Raw genomic sequence first — 17864 nt, forward strand, 5'->3', positions numbered from 1 at the left:
CCGCCCCTCGCCCACCGGGAGTCCGCCCGCGCCAGTCTAGGAGTTTCCCCCGTGGGACTCGCCGCAACCGGCGCTCTCGCGGTACAGCCCCGCCGCCTCCGACCCGAACACCACGCTGTACGACACGTCGGCCGTGACCCCGCCGCCCTCATGCCCGCCGAGTACGCCCACGACCTGCCCGTCCCCGTTCACCCAGGGACTCCCGCTCGTGCCTGAGCTGAAGCCGGGGCATGAGATGCGTTGTTGCGTACGGTTGTGAGGACGGGGCCTGTTGCTGCAACTGACCGGCGCCTCGCGCGAGTTGGGATACCCGGTGACGGTCACCGCGGTGGCCCCGGTGGCCGTCCCGCTGACGAACCGGTTCCCGCCGACGACGTCCTCGACGCCCCGCCCACCCTGCCGCTCGACCACCGCGAACGCCACGTCACTGTCCTCGTCCTGCCCCTCGGCCCACCCGTCGGACAGAAACCGCCGCCCGACCTTCCACACGCCGTGGGGCGCCTCGCCGTCCCGGTAGCCCGGTACGAAGACGAGGTCCCCCGGGTTGTCGTCCAGACAGTGCGCCGCCGTGAGGATGAGGTCCCGGTGCGGACTGTGCACGACGGAGGCGGTGCAGAAGTGGCCGCCGCGGAACCGGGAGCGACGACCGGCGGGAAAGAGGGCCCCGACCCGAGCGGACGGCCCCGCGGCAACGGCGGTGACGGTCACCCCGAAGGGCCCCGCACCATCACCCGCTGCCGCCGCCGAGGCCGACGTGACGGCGAGGAGGACGGTGACGGCGTACAGCGAGAGGCGGGAGGTGCGGACAGTGCGCTTCATCGAGGGCCACTGTGGCCGACGAAGGTGAGAGAACCGTCAGACGGCTCCCTGACACTCGGCCCACAGCAGCTTCCCGCCCTTGGAGGCACCGAGCTCCCGCAACACGGAGACGCCGGTCGCGTCCGCGCAGGCTCGTACGAGATGCAGGCCTCGTCCGTCCTCGGCGTCGTCCGGAGGCAGTGCGGACACGGCACCGAGTCCCGGCGGGACCCTCGGATCGGTGTCTCATACGGCGACTCGGAGGCGGCCGGGGTCCATCGGGCGGACGCGGAGGGCGTAGGGGCCGGTGGTGTGGCGGTGGGCGTTGGCGAGGAGTTCTGCGGCGAGGAGTTCGGCGGTGGGGGTGACGTCGGTGAGGCCGTGGGCGGCGAGGACGGTGCGGAGGGTTGCGCGGGCGATACCCGGTGCGCGTGGATCGCGCGGGAGTTGGAGGGTGTAGGCCCAGGACGGGGATACGGTGGCCATGGAAGTCTCCGATCACTGAGGGGAGTTGGAAGGGTGCGGATGGTTGTTGCCCAGTGGCCTGCCAAGCCCGTCGGCCGGTGCGCTTCTGGACGAGGGCGCCTGCACATGAAGTTAGCGGCAAGTTGTAAGTTGTTAGACCTAGGTGCCTGAACGACTTCAATGTTCATGCGTGTGGGTGACAAAGGAGTCGAACGTTGGCCATGAGAAGCACGCCTACCGGCCGTCAACTCCGGCTGGGGGCCGAGCTGCGCAAACTGCGCGAGCGCGCCGGTCTGACCTCGACACAGGCCGCGCAGCTTCTCGGAATCAAGCAGAACCAGGTCAGCAACATAGAGGCCGGTCGCCACGGCGTGAGCCCCGACCGGCTGCGCACCATCGCCTGCCACTACGACTGTTCCGACAAGGACCTCGTCGAGGCACTCGCCGCCATGACCCCCGACCGCAAGCGCGGTTGGTGGGAGGAGTACCGCGAGATCCTCCCTGCTGGCCTACTGGACCTCGCCGAGCTGGAGTATCACGGCACCGCGCTGCGCACCGCCCACACATCGGGCATCCCAGGCCTTCTTCAGACGCTGGACCACGCCCGCGAGGTGTTCCGCCAGGTCGTGCCCGAACTCTCACCCCCCGAGGTGGAGCACCGCGCCTCCTTCCGGATCAAGCGCCAGGCGGTGCTCTTCCAGAAGGATCCGATTCCCTATCGGGCAGTCATCCACGAGGCCGCCCTGCGCATGAGGTTCGGCGGACGGGACGTCGCCAGACAGCAGCTCAAGCACCTGCTCAAGATGAGCGAACACCCCAACATCTCGATCCGCGTCATCCCGTTCGACGCCGGCGGTTACCCCGGAGCGGGCCAGCCCATTTACTACGTGCACGGAGCCGTACCGCAGCTGGACACCGTCCAGCTCGACCAGTCGCACGGCATCGCCCTGCTGGACGCCGAGGCTCAACTCGACAAGTACCGCAAGGTCCTGGATCGCCTGATGGCCCTCAGCCTGATCGAGCTGGAATCACGCGCCCTGATCCACAACATCATCCGGTCCCTCTGAGAGGCAGACATGTTCAGCACCTCCTGGCAGAAGTCCTCGTACTGTGGCGAAGGCGAGTCCTGTGTCCACGTCGCCACCACAACCGAAACGATCCGCCTGACGGAGAGCAGCGACCCCACCGGCGCCATACTCAAGGCCACCCCGGCCGCCTTCGAAGCCCTGCTCACCACCCTCAAGACCGTCAAGGAAGAAACCGCCCGTGCCTGACATCCCCCCGAACCTCACCTGGGAACGCGCCGCCCCACCCGACACAACCGGCCCGGGCCCCTGGATCGAGATCGCCTTCGGCGAGGGCGACGACGGCGAGGCGCCCGTCTACATCCGCGAGACCAGCGACCCGGACAACGTGGTCACCACCAACCGCCGCAAGTGGGACGCCTTCGTACTGGGCGTACAGGCAGGCGAGTTCGACCACTTCGTGGAGTGAACTCCCCGGCGTCCCATTACCTGGCAGGTCATCGATCCCGGCGAACCCGCGTGCCACGCTCGTGAGCACAAGGACCCGACCGAACGAATCGAACGGAAGGACCGCCATGCCCGCCTACGCCATCGCCCACCTCCGGGACGCCGCCCCGCACCCGGACATCGCCGAGTACATCGAGCGCATCCCCGCCACCTTCGAACCGTACGGCGGCCGCTTCCTCGTGCACGCCACGCCGCACGAGACGAAGGAGGGCAGTTGGCCGGGGCACGTCGTGGTGATCGGGTTTCCCGGGATCGTCGAGGCGAGGGCGTGGTGGGACTCGCCCGCCTATCAGGAGATCGCGCCCCTGCGCTCCCGGCACATCGAGGGCGACATCATCCTCGTCGAGGGCGTCCCCGAGGACTACGACCCGGCCACCACGGCGAAAGCGATGCGGGCGGCGCTGCAGGAGACGTGACCGCGTCCCCCGCCCCCTCGCTCAAGCTGTCAGTTCCGTCTGAGCCGGCCCGGTGAAGACGGGGTCCTGCCGGATGTACCACTCGGTGGAGAGGATCCGTCCCCGGACGTCCTCCGGGAAGCCGGCGAGCAGGCCGGGGGCGGCCCCCCGCTCCACCTCGGTGCGATGGGCCAGTACGGCGGCCCACTTCTGCTTCAGCCAGGGGCTCACATCGACGGTCGCGGTGACCCGTTCGTCCGGAACCGTGTTCATGCCCTTGCTCGCACGGGCCAGTTCCTGCAGCGCGCCGAGGGCCGAGTGCGGGTGGGTGGCGAGGTAGAGGGCGCTCGGCCGCCAGGGGGCGCCGGCGTCCGGGTAGAGGCGTTCGAGGCCGGCGGCCTGGACGGCGAGCGTGGTGACGCGGTGGGTGTGCACATGGTCGGGATGGCCCGTCAGCCCGCCGTACGCGTCGTGGGTGACCACGATCTCCGGGCGGAACTGCCGTATGTGGGCGACCAGCCGCCCCACCGCCTCGTCGAGCGGCGCCTCGCACAGCCGCGGGCTGCCGGGCGCGGACGACGGCACCCCCGCGTCGGCGTAACCGAGCATCCTAGGCTCACCGGCGCCGAGGATCCGCAGCGCCTCGGCGAGTTCGGCGCCGCGCCGCGTGTCCGGGGCCCAGGTCGCCGTGACGACCGCGGTGCGGGCACCTTGGGCCGCATGCCGGGCGAGGACTCCCCCGGAGAACAGGGCCTCGTCGTCCGGGTGGGCGAAGACCCCGAGCAGGCTCGGCAGCGGCATCGAGCGAACACCTCCGCGAAGAGGACCGAAGAGGACCGAAGAAGACTCAGGCCTCGAGGTCACCCGATGCCCACCTGCTCCAACGGCCAGCTCACCCCCGTCAGTTCCTCCGACACCGTCCACAACCGCCGCGCCACGTCCGCATCACTCGCCGCCGCCGACCGCCCCACCAGCGTCGGCGCACCCCGCATCTCGCCCAACCCGTCGGGGCCGACGTAGCTCGCCCCGGGCAGATCCTGCGTCGCCGCGTACAGCGTCGGCAGCGCACCCGCCCTGTCGTCCTGGGCGAAGAACCGGTTGCCGATCTTCATGAGCCCGCGCATCACCGTGCTTCCCGCGTGACTCTGCAGGTTGGTGGCGGAATAGCCGGGGTGGGCGGCCAGGGCGCGCACCGGGGAGCCGGACTCCGTCAGGCGGCGCTGGAGTTCCAGCGTGAAGAGCAGGTTCGCCAGCTTCGACTGGGCGTAGGCGCGGTTCGGGTCGTAGCCGGAGCTCCAGTTCAGGTCCTCGAAGCGGATCCTCGCGCCGAACCAGCGGTGGGCGCCGGACGACACCGTCACCACCCGGTCGGTGACATACGGCAGGAGCAGGTTCGTCAGCGCGAAGTGGCCGAGGTGGTTGGTGCCGAACTGCATCTCGAAGCCGTCCGCCGTCCGCTGCTGCGGCAGCATCATCACGCCCGCGTTGTTGATCAGCAGGTCCAGGGGCCGCCCCTGCCAGGCGTCCGCGAACTCCCGTACGGAGGCGAGATCCGCCAGGTCCAGGCGCCGCACCTCGGTGCTGCCGTTCACCGTCGAAGCTGCCGCCCGGCCCCGCTCCACGTCCCGTACGGCGAACACGACGTGCGCGCCCGCGCGGGCCAGCGCGTCCGCGGCCCTGAGGCCGATGCCGCTGTTGGCGCCGGTGACGACGGCCGTGCGGCCGGCGAGGTCGGGAAGGCGGGTCGCGTCCCATGCCTTGTTCGTCTTGTTCGTGCTGTTCATCTTCTTCCCCTTGTCATCAACCATGCCCTCGAATGTAGGCGCCGCCAACAATGCTGTCAATGACAACAATGCTGACGACGCCAACAAAGATGGCATCGCCAACATCAAGCTACGATGGTGTCCATGCCCGAGAGCCGCCCCTACCACCACGGAGACCTGCGCGCCGCCCTGCTCGCCGCCGCGGAACGCACCCTGCGTGAGAAGGGCGCCGCCTCCCTCTCACTCCGCGAACTGGCCCGCGAGGTCGGCGTCAGCCACGCCGCCCCCGGCCGGCACTTCAAGGACAAGCAGGCCCTGCTCAACGCCCTCGCCCTGGCCGGATACGAGCGGCTCGCCCAGGCACTGAGCGCGGCCGAGGATCCGGCACTCCCCCTGGAGCCCCGGCTCACCGCCCTGGCCCGCGCCTACCTCACCTTCGCCATCGACAACGCCGAGCTCCTGGAGCTCATGTACGCCCGCAAGCACGACCCCGGCGCCTCCGAGCAGATGGCGGCGGCCGTCGACCGCACGGTCGGAAGCCTCGAACGCGTCCTCGCGGACGCCCAGAAACGCGGCGAGATCATCGAGGGCGACCCCGAATCCCTCAACCTCGTCACAGGCGCCGCCCTCCACGGCGTGGCCGGCTTCATCGCCGCGGGCTGGCTGACACCGGAGGCGGCACTGGCGGGCGTACAGGACCTGGTCCACCACTTGCTGCACGGCTTGAAGCCCCGCTGACGATCAAACCGCAACGCCGCGCCCGGCCGATGGGAGTGCGCATTCGGTCACGGCCGAACATCCAGCGGCCGCTCACCCGAGTTTCGTGGAGCGATGACCTTGATCCACTCCCAGTTCACCCTCCGCAGGAAGCGAGCCGTCCCCCCTGGCGGTGAGTCACCGGACTTCGACCCCGCCCACTCGCTTCACCACGTCGTCCACCAGAGCCTCGTCGCACAGGGCCACCGACCAGTTGGAGCCGGCGACCAGGCCCTTGGGAGTCTGTCCACCGGTGATCTTCGACCAGAGCCCCTCATCGCGCGACCGCGCATCGTCGTAGATGGCGAGGTCAGCGCAGTGCTCTTGGTGCTGCTGCCCTCCCCTGCCCGTGGTGCAGTTCAGAGACTTCCAGCTCAGCGCCGGGTCGTTGTCGCCTTCGTCCCGGCCCGTACATCCCACGGCTGCGTCCACCTTGTCGGCCAACACCTCGAGGTTCTTGTAGGTGGGTTTGCCCGGGATCTCGGGAAGCTGGTCCTTGTACGGAGGCTGGTCGGGAGCACTGGTCTCGCCCAGGGGCTTGAGGACGACGGCGTGCAGGGCCTTGGCCACGCGGGGGGCGAAGTCGGGGTCCATGACACGGATGTACCAGTTGCCGGCGGCTACCAGGGTGTGCTGGTAGGGCGGGTTGCGGCGCGAAAAGATGGCGGTGCCCAGATGGCTGGGGGTGTCCACATGGAGTTCGAGCTCGACTGGCTCCCCGTTCCCGAACTCGGCACCGCATCTGGTGGCGTCACCGCTGGGCGACCTGCCGAGGACGGGGCACGGGATCTTTGCCCGGTCCAGTGCCGACGCCAGGTCGTCTGTCGTCTCGAAGTCGGGGCCCTTCGGGACGTTACCCGGGATCGGCTTGGGCGGCGTTCCGCCCGTCGTCTCGTCCGTGCATCCGGCCAGGAAGACAGCGCAAAGACATATCAGGGCGACAGGTCGCATTTTGCGCTTCAACGGACTACTCCTTGGGCGGAGTCGGCGGCGGGTTGGGACTCGGTGACGGCGTGCCGGGTTCCGGTCGGCCCGTGCCCGTGCCGCCGCCCATACCGGCCGTATCGTAGATCGGGTCAATGCTCACGTTGTGCCCAGCCGGGGTCTGGCTCTCGATCTGATCGATGGCTTGGGCGCGTTCCTCGTCGCTCAGCGCATCCCACGCCAGCGTGTCGTCAATGTGCGGTTCGACACGGTCCCAGTTCTCGCCCCGGGTCTTGATGTCGCCGCCACGGTGCGCGGAGTCGTCCCCGTAGGTCTCGTTCTTCTCCCGTACGCCCTGCGTATCGGCCGCGTACAGCGTGAACAGTTGCTTGTCCGTACCGGCTCCGTACTCGTCCTTGTCGCGTAGATCCTTGAGGTGGTACGCACTCAAGCGAATGGCTTCGTTCGGGTTCTGCTCGACGTACTTGGTGAGCTGACTGTCACTCAGATCCGCTACTCGTCCACCGTCCGCTGTCTGGAAGAAGTCTCCGTTATTGCGGAGCGTCTCTCGTATCGTCTCCAGCTTCATATGCGTGATCCCCAGCGACTTGTCCGGCTTCAGCGTCTCCCGGAGCGTCCAGTCGAAGAGCCCCCCGCCCCACGGCAGCGGCCCCTTCAGATCCCGGTCATGGTTCTGCCACCACTGCTGTTCCTGCCACAGGATGGCGAGCAGCAGCTTCTTACTCATGCCCGTCTCCGCTGCTGCCCGGTTCACCGCGTCGATCTGGGCCGGCGAGACGTTGATGCGGTGCACCCCGTCGAGGTACTGCAGGCGCAGCGCTATGGCCAGCGGGCTGTTCTCGTCGAGAGCCTGCGAGACCAGCTTGGGGTCCTCGATCTCGGTCAGGGCTCGAATGGTGCGCAGTTCCGTCGCGGCCTCGTTGTCCGCCTCTTCGGCGTTCATCGGATGACCCTCCGTCACCAATCCCGCCCGGGCGGACCATCGGACCCACAGGCGACACCGCCGGGTAGCCTTCACCCTGAGAACAACGGCGCGAACCGCCACCCAGCCAGTCACCCGACCAGCCGTCAGAAACGGCACCCGGTGTGAAGAGGGCTAACGACACAACCACACGACAGGTTCCGCTCAGGCCTCATTGCCCGGCGTGACCTGCCGTGATACACAGAGTGACCGTACGAGGTATTCGTACGAATCCCGCCCATCAATGACGCCAAGTCGACATACGACGGCGACAATGTCGGCGAGAATGAGGCCTGACCTCTGCGCAGCGCAGGGGACTGCGGAACTACCCAACAGGGGCGGTGACTTACATGCTCTTTGCGGCCGATAAGGGCGACATCAACACCATCATCGGCGGGATCGCTCCGGACTGGGGCCCCTTCGGCAGCCTGGGCAACGAGGCGAAGGTGATGATCGAGGTCGTGATGGCGGTGGCCATCCTGATCTGCCTCGGCATCGCCATCTGGGGCGCGGCGAAGCAACGCATCGGCGCGACGGCCCTGCGCGACACCTTCAGCGCGGAACAGGGCAAGGGCCTCATCATCGCGGGGCTGACCGGCGTCTTCATCATCGGCTCACTGGGCACGCTGTTCACCATCGTGTACGGCATGGCCGTCTAGCGGCCTCCCTCTCCTCCGTCCGCTCCGGGCACGCCCGGTCCTAGTCCCCCACCCACCCGTCGTGCCCACCGGCTGAGGTTGCGTTTCCCTGATGTCGAGTCACCACACCGCGCCCATGCGGGAACCAGCACGGCTACCGTCGTACTCCAACGTGTTTTCGTCCGACGCCGAGGGGGCGTACGCGGCATGAGTCTCGGAGACGAGCGGGAGGCCTCCGGCGGTTACGGAGGCACGGGTCAGACCCGCACCCGGCTGCCGGAAGGCGGCGGTGACGTGTACGGAGGCGCGCGACGGGGTGGCCGCTCGTCGTCCCGGAGCCTGGTCACCGTGGTCGGCGTGGTGGCCCTCCTCATCGCAGCGATCGCCTTCGCGAACCGTGGAGGCGACGACTCCGCTTCCGCGGGCGCCGACGAGAACCAGCCGAATTCTTCGGCCACGGCGGCGAGCGGGGCACGGCCGGTGCAGGGGGAGGCCGGGGGGATTCCGGCGGGGTTCGCGCGTGACGAGCAAGGGGCTCAGAGTGCGGCGGCCAACTACTCCGTGGCCCTGGGCTCCGCCGAGATGTTCAACACGGCCAGACGGCACGAGATCGTCAACACGGTCTACGCCCCCGACGTCGCCGCCGGCCGGCAGGCGGACCTGGACAACGCGTACTCCAGCGAGGAGTTCCTGACGAACATCGGCCTCGACAAGGACGGCGCCGCACCGGCGGGCCAGACGTTCGTCTCCCGGATCATCCCAGTGGGCACCAAGACCACGTCGTTCACCGAGAGTGCCGCGACTGTCGAGGTCTGGTACACGTCCCTCTTCGGCCTCTCCGGCGACGGCTCGACCAACCCGGTGTCCGAGAGCTGGTACACCACGACCTACCAGCTGAAGTGGGTCAACAACGACTGGAAAGTCACCGACTTCCAGCAGAAGGACGGACCCGTGCCCGTCGGACGGGACCAGAGGGCCTCCACTGCCGACGACATGACGAAGGCCGTCGAGGTGTACGGAGGGTTCACCTATGCGCGCTAACCGCCGCTTCCTCAAGGTCACCGCGGTCTTCGCCACCGTACAAACCACAGCGGTTGTGCTGGCCACCCGCGCCCTCGCCGCACCCACGCCCACACCCACGCCCTCAGGCAGCAATGACCCCTGCGACCTTATCCGTGGCCCCGCAAAGGACTACTGCGAAAAGGACAACGGCGGAGGCGGCCGCACCCCCTCCCTAACCGACCCCGCCTCCACCCTCGACCCCCTCTCCTCCCTCGCCAAGGGCTGTGCCGACGCCGCCTCCTGGACCGTCGACCAGCTCAGCAAGGCCGTGAAGGAGACCGCGACCGTCGACTTCACGAACCTCACGTTCCTGAAGCACTACGCCGTGGTCTTCGCGGCCTCGGCGATCCTCACGCTGCTCCTGTGGCTGCTCGCCGTGGCCAAGAGGGCCGTCCGGGGCGTCCCGCTCGCGACGGCCCTGTCGGAGGCCATCGGGTTCCTCTGGCTCACCGTGCTGGCGTCCGCCTTCACACCGCTCATCCTCTACACGGTCGTCTCGGCGACCGACGGCGTCAGTGATGTCCTCGCGAAGGCCACCGGCGACCAGACGGACACGTTCTTCGGCACGTTCTCCGAGGCCCTCAACAAGGGCAACGACATCGGCGGCGGCCCGATCATGCTGATGCTGGTGTCGCTGATCTCCATCCTCGCCGCGGGCATCCTCTACCTGGAGCTGTATCTGCGGGCCGTACTGCTGTACGTCGGCGCCCTGCTCGGCGTCGTCGTCTACGCGGGCCTCGTGGACAAGGACCTGTGGGGCCACGTCCGCCGCTGGGCCGGCATCATGATCGCGGTCATCCTGGTCAAACCCGTGATCGTCATCGTCCTCGGCCTCGCCGGCGCCCTCGCCACGGAAGAGGGCCCCGACTCCCTCGCCGCCGTGGTCTCCGGCCTCGCCATCATCCTGCTCGCGATCTTCGCCTCGGCGATGATCTACCGCTTCGTCCCCGGCTTCGGCGACGAGATCGCGAACACCCGCAACAACCGCATCATGCGCGGCGCCGAAAGCAAGGCCGCCGCCGTGATCAGCTCCCCGGCGACCCTCGTCGCCCAGGGCATCAAGACGCACAGCTCCCGCGCGGACAACAAGGGCGGCTCAGGCCAGTCGAGCTCTCCCCGCCCCTCGAACCCCGCCTCCGGCGGCGTCGCCGCGCACAGTTCGCGCCCCTCGAACGGGGGCGGCGGATCTGTCCCCTCCGCCGCACCCGCACCCCGCTCGAGCAGCCCCGTGAACACCCCGCACGCCAGCAACACCCGCAACAGCAGCACTCGTTCAGGAGGTGACGGGCGTTGACGACCGAGTCCCACGTGTCCCATCCGGTCACGCCCCGCCGTACATATCTGATCGGCCGCGCCCGGCCGAACGCGATCGTCGGCCGGAACCGTGAGACCGGCGAGATCGCGTTGATCATCGGCGGCGCGTTCCTCGGCATGATGTGTGGGCTCCTCGTCCCCGTCCTGTCCGTGCGCATCGTGCTGCTCATGGGCTTCCCGCTGCTCGCGCTGGCCGCGGTCTACGTGCCGTACAAGCACCGGACCTTCTACAAGTGGTTCGAGATCAACCGCAGCTACAAGCGCACCCTCCGCCAGGGCACGACCTACCGCTCCGCCGCCATGGAGGCCGGCACGCGCCTGGACGGCCGTGAGGTCGAGGTCGGGCCGCCGCCCGGCATCGGCCGCATCACCTGGCTGGCCGCCCCCTTCGGCCCCGACGAGATCGCCGTACTGCTCCACGCCGACCGCCGAACCGTCACAGCGGCCATCGAGATCGAGGGCCCGGGCGTCGGCCTGCGCGACTCCGAAGACCAGGAAGCCCTCGTCGACCGCTTCGGCACCCTCCTCAAGCACGTCGCGAACGGCGACGGCTTCGTGACCCGGCTGCAGATGCTCGCCCGCACCCTCCCCGCCGACCCGGACGCCCACGCCAAGGACGTCGCCGTACGCGGCGACGACCGGGCCCCGGGATGGCTGCAGCAGTCGTACGACCAACTCCAGTCGATGGTGTCGACGAGCAGCGAGCAGCACCGCGCCTACCTCGTCGCCTGCATGCACTACACGCGCGAACTGGCCGCCGAGGCCATGGCGATGGCCCGCGCCGCCCGCCCGCACGGCGGCAAGGTCGACCGGGACTCGGGTCTCGCGGTCGTCATGGCGCGCGAACTGACCGACATCTGCTCCCGCCTCCAGGAGGCGGACATCCGCGTCCGCCAGCCCCTCGGGCAGGGCCGTCTGGCCTCCCTCATCCACTCCATGTACGACCCGGACCACCCGATCGACCACATCCAGGCCATGACGAAACGCAACGCCTGGCCGGCCGAGCTGGACGCCATGGAGCCGACGTTCCTCCAGGCGAAGACCCGGGAGTCCGCCACCCGCGCCCCCTGGTGCCACGCCACGGCCTGGGTGAAGGAGTGGCCGATGACCCCGGTGGGCGTCAACTTCCTGGCGCCACTCCTCGTCCACACCCCGGACGTCATCCGCACGGTCGCCGTCACGATGGACCTCGAACCCACCGAGATCGCCATCGAGCGCATGCTGACCGAGAAGACCAACGACGAGGCCGAGGCGAGCCGCGCCGCCAAGATGAACCGCACGGTCGACCCCCGTGACGTCGCCGCCCACAACCGCCTCGACCAGCGCGGCGAAGACCTCGCCAGCGGAGCCGCCGGCGTCAACCTCGTCGGCTACATCACCGTCTCCTCCCGCACCCCCGAGGCCCTGGCCCGCGACAAGCGGACCATCCGGGCGTCCGCCGGAAAGTCGTATCTGAAGCTGGAATGGTGCGACCGTGAGCACCACCGGGCATTCGTCAACACACTCCCCTTCGCCACCGGCATTCGGAGGTAGGACCTGATGCGGGACCCGCTGTCCGTCCTCACCGACGCCTTCACGTCCTTCCTCTTCGGGAAGGTCGAGACGACCCGGCTGCCGGTGCGCACGTCGACGGGCCAGGCCCAGGCGGTCTACCTCCCGACCGCCGCGCCGGGACTGGGCGACTCGGGGGTGATCATCGGCCGCGAGGTGTATTCCGGCAAGGGCTACATCTACGACCCCTTCCAGCTGTACGGCCAGCAGCTCCCCGCCCCGCACTGGCTGGTCCTCGGCGAGTCGGGAAACGGCAAGTCCGCGCTCGAGAAGACGTATGTGCTCCGCCAACTGCGCTTCCGCGACCGCCAGGTCGTCGTCCTGGACGCCCAGGGCGAGGACGGCGTCGGCGAGTGGAACCTCATCGCGCAGGAGCTGGGGATAACTCCGATCCGCCTGGACCCGATGGCGGCCCTGGACCACGGCATCCGCCTCAACCCGCTCGACCCCGCGATCACGACGACGGGCCAGCTGGCGCTCTTGCGAACCATCATCGAGGTCGCGATGGGCCACGGCCTCGACGAGCGCTCCGGCTTCGCCCTGAAGGTCGCGCACGCCTACGTCAACGAGACCATCATCGAGCGCCAGCCGGTCCTGACCGACATCGTCGAACAGCTACGGCACCCCGAGCCGGAGTCGGCCGAGGCGATGAACGTCGCCATAGACGACGTACGGGCATGGGGCCTGGACGTGGCGCTGGTGCTGGACCGTCTCGTCGACGGTGACCTGCGCGGCATGTTCGACGGCCCGACGACGGTCGGCATCGACCTCGACGCGCCGCTTATTGTGTTCGATTTGTCCCACATCGACCGCAACTCCATCGCCATGCCGATCCTGATGGCGATCGTCGGCGTTTGGCTGGAGCACACCTGGATCCGCCCCGACCGGAAGAAGCGCATCTTCCTGGTCGAGGAGGCCTGGCACATCATCAACAGCCCGTTCGTGGCCCAGCTGTTCCAGCGCCTGCTGAAGTTCGGCCGCCGACTCGGTCTCTCCTTCGTCGCGGTGGTCCACCACCTGTCGGACGTCGTGGACGGAGCGGCGGCGAAGGAGGCCGCGGCGATCCTGAAGATGGCGTCGACACGGACGATCTACGCCCAGAAGGCCGACGAAGCGAGGGCGACGGGCCGGGTCCTGGGCCTCCCCCGCTGGGCAGTGGAGATCATCCCGACCCTGACTCCCGGCATCGCGGTGTGGGACGTCAACGGCAACGTCCAGGTCGTCAAACACCTGGTCACCGAGACCGAACGCCCCCTGGTCTTCACCGACCGCGCGATGACCGAGTCGTCGAGCGACCACCTCACCGACGACGCCCTGCGCGCCGCCGAGCTGGAGGCGGAGGAGCGGGCGGCGGCCTTCGTGGAACAACACCTGGGCGACTCAGAATCGACGGTGGCGTAAGGGGCAGGCAACGTGAGACCGGACGACCACCACGGACACCGGAACAGCAGGGACATCAGGGACAGCCGGGATATCCGGGAAGGCCGGGGCAGCCAGGGAGGTATCCCCGACGGCCTGCTGATCGGCATACTCGCCTTCCTCCTCGGCATGACGCTGCTGGTCTGGACGGCAACGGGCCTGGCAGCGTTGTTCGCCCACGGCACCTGGCCGTCCGGGGTCACCTTCACCCGCACCCCCCTCGCCATGCGCCACCTGATCGAAAAGCCCCACGACATCCCCGGCGCCTGGCCGGACACCCCGCCGGGCCAGCTCTCGGGGTACGGACTCTTCTGGGGCCTGTTCATCGGCCAGTGCATGGTGCTGGTCGTCCTCACGGTGTTCGTGCTGGGGACGGTGGCGAGGTGGCGCGCGGTCCGGGCGGGGCGGCGTGCGGGGAAGGCGGGGGTGCGGGGGCTTCCGCGGGACCGATGGGGCCGGCAGGACCGACGGGGTCGCCGGGGCTCTCGGGCAGTGGGGCAGCGGGGGATTGGGGCTCGGGGGCTGAGGCCACTGGAACTGCGGGCATTGGCGTCGCAGGTACTTGGGGATCGGGCACCGAGGCCGCCGGTTCTGACGCCGGGAGCGCCGGCTTCCGTCCGGCGTCGGCGCACGGCGAGGTGCCGGCGCCGCGGACGGAGGGGCAGGCGACGGGGGCGTGGCAGGGCGGCGGATACCAGCCGCAGGGTGTACGTCCTGACGCGGGCCGACCGACGACGGTGGCGGGGGCGACGGAACACAGCGAGGGGGCGGTGCCTGAGGCGGGGCCCCACGGCCCGTTGCTTGCCGAACGGGTGGGCGGCTGGGAAAAGATCCTCGTAGCGCCAAGGGAAAGCCGCCAGCAAACCGCCACCCGAGCGGTACGCGATGCGGAAGGCCCCACCCTCGTAGTCACCTCGAACCCAGCGCTCTGGCAGGAAACCAAAGACGCCAGAGCCAAACTGGGCCCGGTCCACCTCTACGACCCCACCCACCTCTGCGACACCCCGGCCCGCCTCCACTGGTCCCCCACCACGGGCTGCGAGGACAAGAGAACAGCAACAGACCGAGCGGCCGCCCTCCTCGCCCCGGTCCGCCCCACCTCCAAACTGGACCAGGCTCTCGCGGCGGTAGCCGAAACGCTCCTGCGCAGCTACCTCCACGCTGCCGCCATCGACGGCCGCACCATCCGCCACGTCCACCGCTGGTCCCAGGGCACCCAGGTGCAGGACGCCGTACGAATCCTCCGTACGAACCCGAAGGCCGCCCCAGGCGCGGCAGGCGAACTCGAAGCAGCCCTCACGGCCCACCCCGAACGCCGTGACATGGCCCAGGAGTTGACCACGAGAACCCTCTCCGCGCTCCACACCGTCAACGTCCGAGAGGCCTGCACTCCAAACCGAACTGATGCCCTCGCCTTGGATTCCTACGTCCATGAAGGGGGCACGCTTTATCTAGTGGGTGAATCCCTCGAGGACCCCCGAGCCAACCCGGGCGCCATGCCACTCCTGACGGCCCTCGCCGCAAGCGTGGTCGAGCGCGGCCGGCGCATGGCCGAACGGTCATCCTCCGGTCGCCTCGACCCACCACTGACGCTCGTCCTGGACGACGTCGCCGCCGTGGCTCCGCTTCCCCAGCTCCCGGAGCTGCTGGCCACCGGAGCGGACCGGGGTATGCCGACCCTGGCCCTGCTCCGGTCCAGGGAACAGGCCCGCTCCCGCTGGCCGCACGACGAACTGCCGGTGTAGGCCGACCGGCCAACGGGCCGCCCGCTTGGCCGCTACGGCCGCTCGAGGACGAACTCCAGCTCCTTCTCGTCCGGCCTGCCGTCCAAGGGCACGACAAGGCCGCTCGGCACGAACCCCACCCTGCGGTAGAACCGCGACGCCCGCCCGTTGTCCTCATGCACAATGAGCCGCGTCCGCTCGGCACCCCGCGCCCAGGCCCACTCCAGGGCGGCATCGAACAGCACCTCGGTCAGTCCGCCGCCCCGCTCCTCGGGCCGTACGAAGACACCGACGACATGCCCCTGCTTCCGCTCCACGGGAAACCCGGCCCAGTCGATCGTCCCCGGCTCCTCCAGAAGCACGGTCACCGTCCCGACCCACCGCCCGTCCGGCCCCTCGGCGATGATCGTCTGCGCCTTGTCGGCCCCTTCACAGGCCCCGGCGGCCCGCTCCTGCCAGAAGGAATCGGGCCGGGCCACGGCCTCCTCATAGGTCTCCAGAAAAGCGAGGTGCGCGACGGGGTCCTGCAGCGCGGTCAGCCGCAGCTCCTTCGCGGCGGGCCACTCGTCGGCACGTATGGACCGGATCACGTAGTTCATGCCGGCCACGGTAGCGGAACGCAGAAAACCCCCGAACCGGTATCCCCGGCCGGGGGTTTTCTCAAAATTTGTTCGGCGGTGTCCTACTCTCCCACAGGGTCCCCCCTGCAGTACCATCGGCGCTGTAAGGCTTAGCTTCCGGGTTCGGAATGTAACCGGGCGTTTCCCTCACGCTATGACCACCGAAACACTATGAAGTTAGACCGGAAAAAACACGGTCGTTGCCTCAGAACTGACACAGTGGACGCGAGCCTCTATGGACAAGCCCTCGGCCTATTAGTACCGGTCACCTCCACACGTTACCGTGCTTCCAGATCCGGCCTATCAACCCAGTCGTCTACTGGGAGCCTTACCCCATCAAGTGGGTGGGAGTCCTCATCTCGAAGCAGGCTTCCCGCTTAGATGCTTTCAGCGGTTATCCCTCCCGAACGTAGCCAACCAGCCATGCCCTTGGCAGAACAACTGGCACACCAGAGGTTCGTCCGTCCCGGTCCTCTCGTACTAGGGACAGCCCTTCTCAAGACTCCTACGCGCACAGCGGATAGGGACCGAACTGTCTCACGACGTTCTAAACCCAGCTCGCGTACCGCTTTAATGGGCGAACAGCCCAACCCTTGGGACCGACTCCAGCCCCAGGATGCGACGAGCCGACATCGAGGTGCCAAACCATCCCGTCGATATGGACTCTTGGGGAAGATCAGCCTGTTATCCCCGGGGTACCTTTTATCCGTTGAGCGACGGCGCTTCCACAAGCCACCGCCGGATCACTAGTCCCGACTTTCGTCCCTGCTCGACCCGTCGGTCTCACAGTCAAGCTCCCTTGTGCACTTACACTCAACACCTGATTGCCAACCAGGCTGAGGGAACCTTTGGGCGCCTCCGTTACCCTTTAGGAGGCAACCGCCCCAGTTAAACTACCCATCAGACACTGTCCCTGATCCGGATCACGGACCCAGGTTAGACATCCAGCACGACCAGACTGGTATTTCAACGACGACTCCACCTGAACTGGCGTCCAAGCTTCACAGTCTCCCAGCTATCCTACACAAGCCGAACCGAACACCAATATCAAACTGTAGTAAAGGTCCCGGGGTCTTTCCGTCCTGCTGCGCGAAACGAGCATCTTTACTCGTAGTGCAATTTCACCGGGCCTATGGTTGAGACAGTCGAGAAGTCGTTACGCCATTCGTGCAGGTCGGAACTTACCCGACAAGGAATTTCGCTACCTTAGGATGGTTATAGTTACCACCGCCGTTTACTGGCGCTTAAGTTCTCAGCTTCGCCCCACCGAAATGGAGCTAACCGGTCCCCTTAACGTTCCAGCACCGGGCAGGCGTCAGTCCGTATACATCGCCTTACGGCTTCGCACGGACCTGTGTTTTTAGTAAACAGTCGCTTCTCGCTGGTCTCTGCGGCCACCCCCAGCTCGAGGAGCAAGTCCTCTCACCAGAGCTGGCCCCCCTTCTCCCGAAGTTACGGGGGCATTTTGCCGAGTTCCTTAACCATAGTTCACCCGAACGCCTCGGTATTCTCTACCTGACCACCTGAGTCGGTTTAGGGTACGGGCCGCCATGAAACTCGCTAGAGGCTTTTCTCGACAGCATAGGATCATCCACTTCACCACAATCGGCTCGGCATCAGGTCTCAGACTATTACCAGGCGGATTTACCTACCTGACGTCCTACACCCTTACCCCGGGACAACCACCGCCCGGGATGGACTACCTTCCTGCGTCACCCCATCACTCACCTACTACAGGTCTGGTTCGTCGGCTCCACCACTCCCCTTTGCCCGAAGGCTCCGGGGCGGCTTCACGGACTTAGCATCGCCTGGTTCGATGTTTGACGCTTCACAGCGGGTACCGGAATATCAACCGGTTATCCATCGACTACGCCTGTCGGCCTCGCCTTAGGTCCCGACTTACCCTGGGCAGATCAGCTTG

General features: G+C 67.9%; 16 protein-coding genes, 2 rRNA genes and 2 pseudogenes (1 of these 20 cut by a window edge). 11 read left to right on the forward strand and 9 right to left on the reverse strand.

Annotated features, from left to right (window positions below):
* Nucleotides 1–36: 36 nt before the first annotated feature.
* Together ACQEV2_RS19935 and ACQEV2_RS19940 are read right to left on the reverse strand one after the other, a co-directional pair.
* On the reverse strand, nt 37–819 hold the full coding sequence (locus ACQEV2_RS19935; RefSeq protein ID WP_433043036.1) for a trypsin-like serine peptidase: 783 nt from the start codon (nt 817–819) through the stop codon (nt 37–39).
* A 36-nt stretch (nt 820–855) separates the two neighbouring features.
* A pseudogene (locus ACQEV2_RS19940) lies at nt 856–1284 on the reverse strand (ATP-binding protein).
* Between the two features lie 200 nt (nt 1285–1484).
* Between ACQEV2_RS19940 and ACQEV2_RS19945 the strand changes: the two are divergent.
* From ACQEV2_RS19945 to ACQEV2_RS19960, 4 genes are all read left to right on the forward strand, one after another.
* Complete coding sequence (locus tag ACQEV2_RS19945) at nt 1485–2330, forward strand: helix-turn-helix domain-containing protein (RefSeq protein ID WP_433043039.1); 846 nt, start codon at nt 1485–1487, stop codon at nt 2328–2330.
* A 9-nt stretch (nt 2331–2339) separates the two neighbouring features.
* Nucleotides 2340–2537 carry a DUF397 domain-containing protein gene (locus ACQEV2_RS19950; RefSeq protein ID WP_433043042.1) on the forward strand — a complete coding sequence of 66 codons (198 nt, stop codon included), beginning with the start codon at nt 2340–2342 and terminating at the stop codon, nt 2535–2537.
* On the forward strand, nt 2530–2757 hold the full coding sequence (locus tag ACQEV2_RS19955; protein ID WP_433043045.1) for a DUF397 domain-containing protein: 228 nt from the start codon (nt 2530–2532) through the stop codon (nt 2755–2757). Before ACQEV2_RS19950 ends, ACQEV2_RS19955 begins: the two co-directional genes overlap by 8 nt.
* A gap of 106 nt (nt 2758–2863) precedes the next feature.
* Entirely contained in the window at nt 2864–3211 is a 348-nt protein-coding gene (locus ACQEV2_RS19960) for a DUF1330 domain-containing protein (protein ID WP_433043048.1), read from the forward strand.
* Between the two features lie 21 nt (nt 3212–3232).
* Here the strand turns inward: ACQEV2_RS19960 and ACQEV2_RS19965 are convergent, their stop codons facing one another.
* A complete protein-coding gene (locus ACQEV2_RS19965; protein WP_433043051.1) occupies nt 3233–3991 on the reverse strand; it encodes a PIG-L deacetylase family protein in 759 nt (252 codons plus the stop codon).
* Nucleotides 3992–4050: 59 nt separating this feature from the next.
* Nucleotides 4051–4998 (reverse strand): oxidoreductase, encoded by a 948-nt coding sequence (locus ACQEV2_RS19970; protein WP_433043054.1) that lies wholly within the window; start codon nt 4996–4998, stop codon nt 4051–4053.
* A 90-nt stretch (nt 4999–5088) separates the two neighbouring features.
* On the opposite strand from ACQEV2_RS19970, the gene ACQEV2_RS19975 reads away from it, so the two are divergent.
* A complete protein-coding gene (locus ACQEV2_RS19975; protein ID WP_433043057.1) occupies nt 5089–5691 on the forward strand; it encodes a TetR/AcrR family transcriptional regulator in 603 nt (200 codons plus the stop codon).
* Nucleotides 5692–5847: 156 nt separating this feature from the next.
* On the opposite strand, the gene ACQEV2_RS19980 is transcribed toward ACQEV2_RS19975, so the two are convergent.
* Nucleotides 5848–6672: a hypothetical protein gene (locus ACQEV2_RS19980; protein WP_433043060.1), complete on the reverse strand. Its 825-nt coding sequence runs from the start codon at nt 6670–6672 to the stop codon at nt 5848–5850.
* Nucleotides 6673–6676: 4 nt separating this feature from the next.
* Nucleotides 6677–7597, reverse strand: coding sequence for a hypothetical protein (locus ACQEV2_RS19985; RefSeq protein ID WP_433043063.1), 921 nt, complete (start codon nt 7595–7597; stop codon nt 6677–6679).
* Nucleotides 7598–7965: 368 nt separating this feature from the next.
* On the opposite strand from ACQEV2_RS19985, the gene ACQEV2_RS19990 reads away from it, so the two are divergent.
* From ACQEV2_RS19990 to ACQEV2_RS20015, 6 genes and pseudogenes are all read left to right on the forward strand, one after another.
* Nucleotides 7966–8274 (forward strand): hypothetical protein, encoded by a 309-nt coding sequence (locus tag ACQEV2_RS19990; RefSeq protein WP_004000049.1) that lies wholly within the window; start codon nt 7966–7968, stop codon nt 8272–8274.
* A gap of 186 nt (nt 8275–8460) precedes the next feature.
* Complete coding sequence (locus ACQEV2_RS19995; RefSeq protein WP_433043066.1) at nt 8461–9294, forward strand: hypothetical protein; 834 nt, start codon at nt 8461–8463, stop codon at nt 9292–9294.
* Nucleotides 9284–10609 carry a hypothetical protein gene (locus ACQEV2_RS20000; protein ID WP_433043069.1) on the forward strand — a complete coding sequence of 442 codons (1326 nt, stop codon included), beginning with the start codon at nt 9284–9286 and terminating at the stop codon, nt 10607–10609. Before ACQEV2_RS19995 ends, ACQEV2_RS20000 begins: the two co-directional genes overlap by 11 nt.
* Nucleotides 10606–12162: an SCO6880 family protein gene (locus tag ACQEV2_RS20005; protein WP_433043072.1), complete on the forward strand. Its 1557-nt coding sequence runs from the start codon at nt 10606–10608 to the stop codon at nt 12160–12162. The genes ACQEV2_RS20000 and ACQEV2_RS20005 overlap by 4 nt, the downstream gene beginning before the upstream one ends.
* A gap of 6 nt (nt 12163–12168) precedes the next feature.
* Nucleotides 12169–13581: an ATP-binding protein gene (locus tag ACQEV2_RS20010; protein WP_433043075.1), complete on the forward strand. Its 1413-nt coding sequence runs from the start codon at nt 12169–12171 to the stop codon at nt 13579–13581.
* Nucleotides 13582–13635: 54 nt separating this feature from the next.
* Nucleotides 13636–15344, forward strand: a pseudogene (locus ACQEV2_RS20015) (TraM recognition domain-containing protein).
* 32 nt (nt 15345–15376) lie between these two features.
* Here the strand turns inward: ACQEV2_RS20015 and ACQEV2_RS20020 are convergent.
* The 3 genes from ACQEV2_RS20020 to ACQEV2_RS20030 all read right to left on the reverse strand — a co-directional run.
* A complete protein-coding gene (locus ACQEV2_RS20020) occupies nt 15377–15922 on the reverse strand; it encodes a GNAT family N-acetyltransferase (protein WP_433043078.1) in 546 nt (181 codons plus the stop codon).
* Nucleotides 15923–15992: 70 nt separating this feature from the next.
* Nucleotides 15993–16109 (reverse strand): 5S ribosomal RNA (rrf, locus tag ACQEV2_RS20025).
* 69 nt (nt 16110–16178) lie between these two features.
* Nucleotides 16179–17864 (reverse strand): 23S ribosomal RNA (locus ACQEV2_RS20030) (it continues 1435 nt past the right edge of the window).

The organism is Streptomyces sp. CA-251387 (assembly GCF_050936625.1).
Taxonomy (GTDB): domain Bacteria; phylum Actinomycetota; class Actinomycetes; order Streptomycetales; family Streptomycetaceae; genus Streptomyces.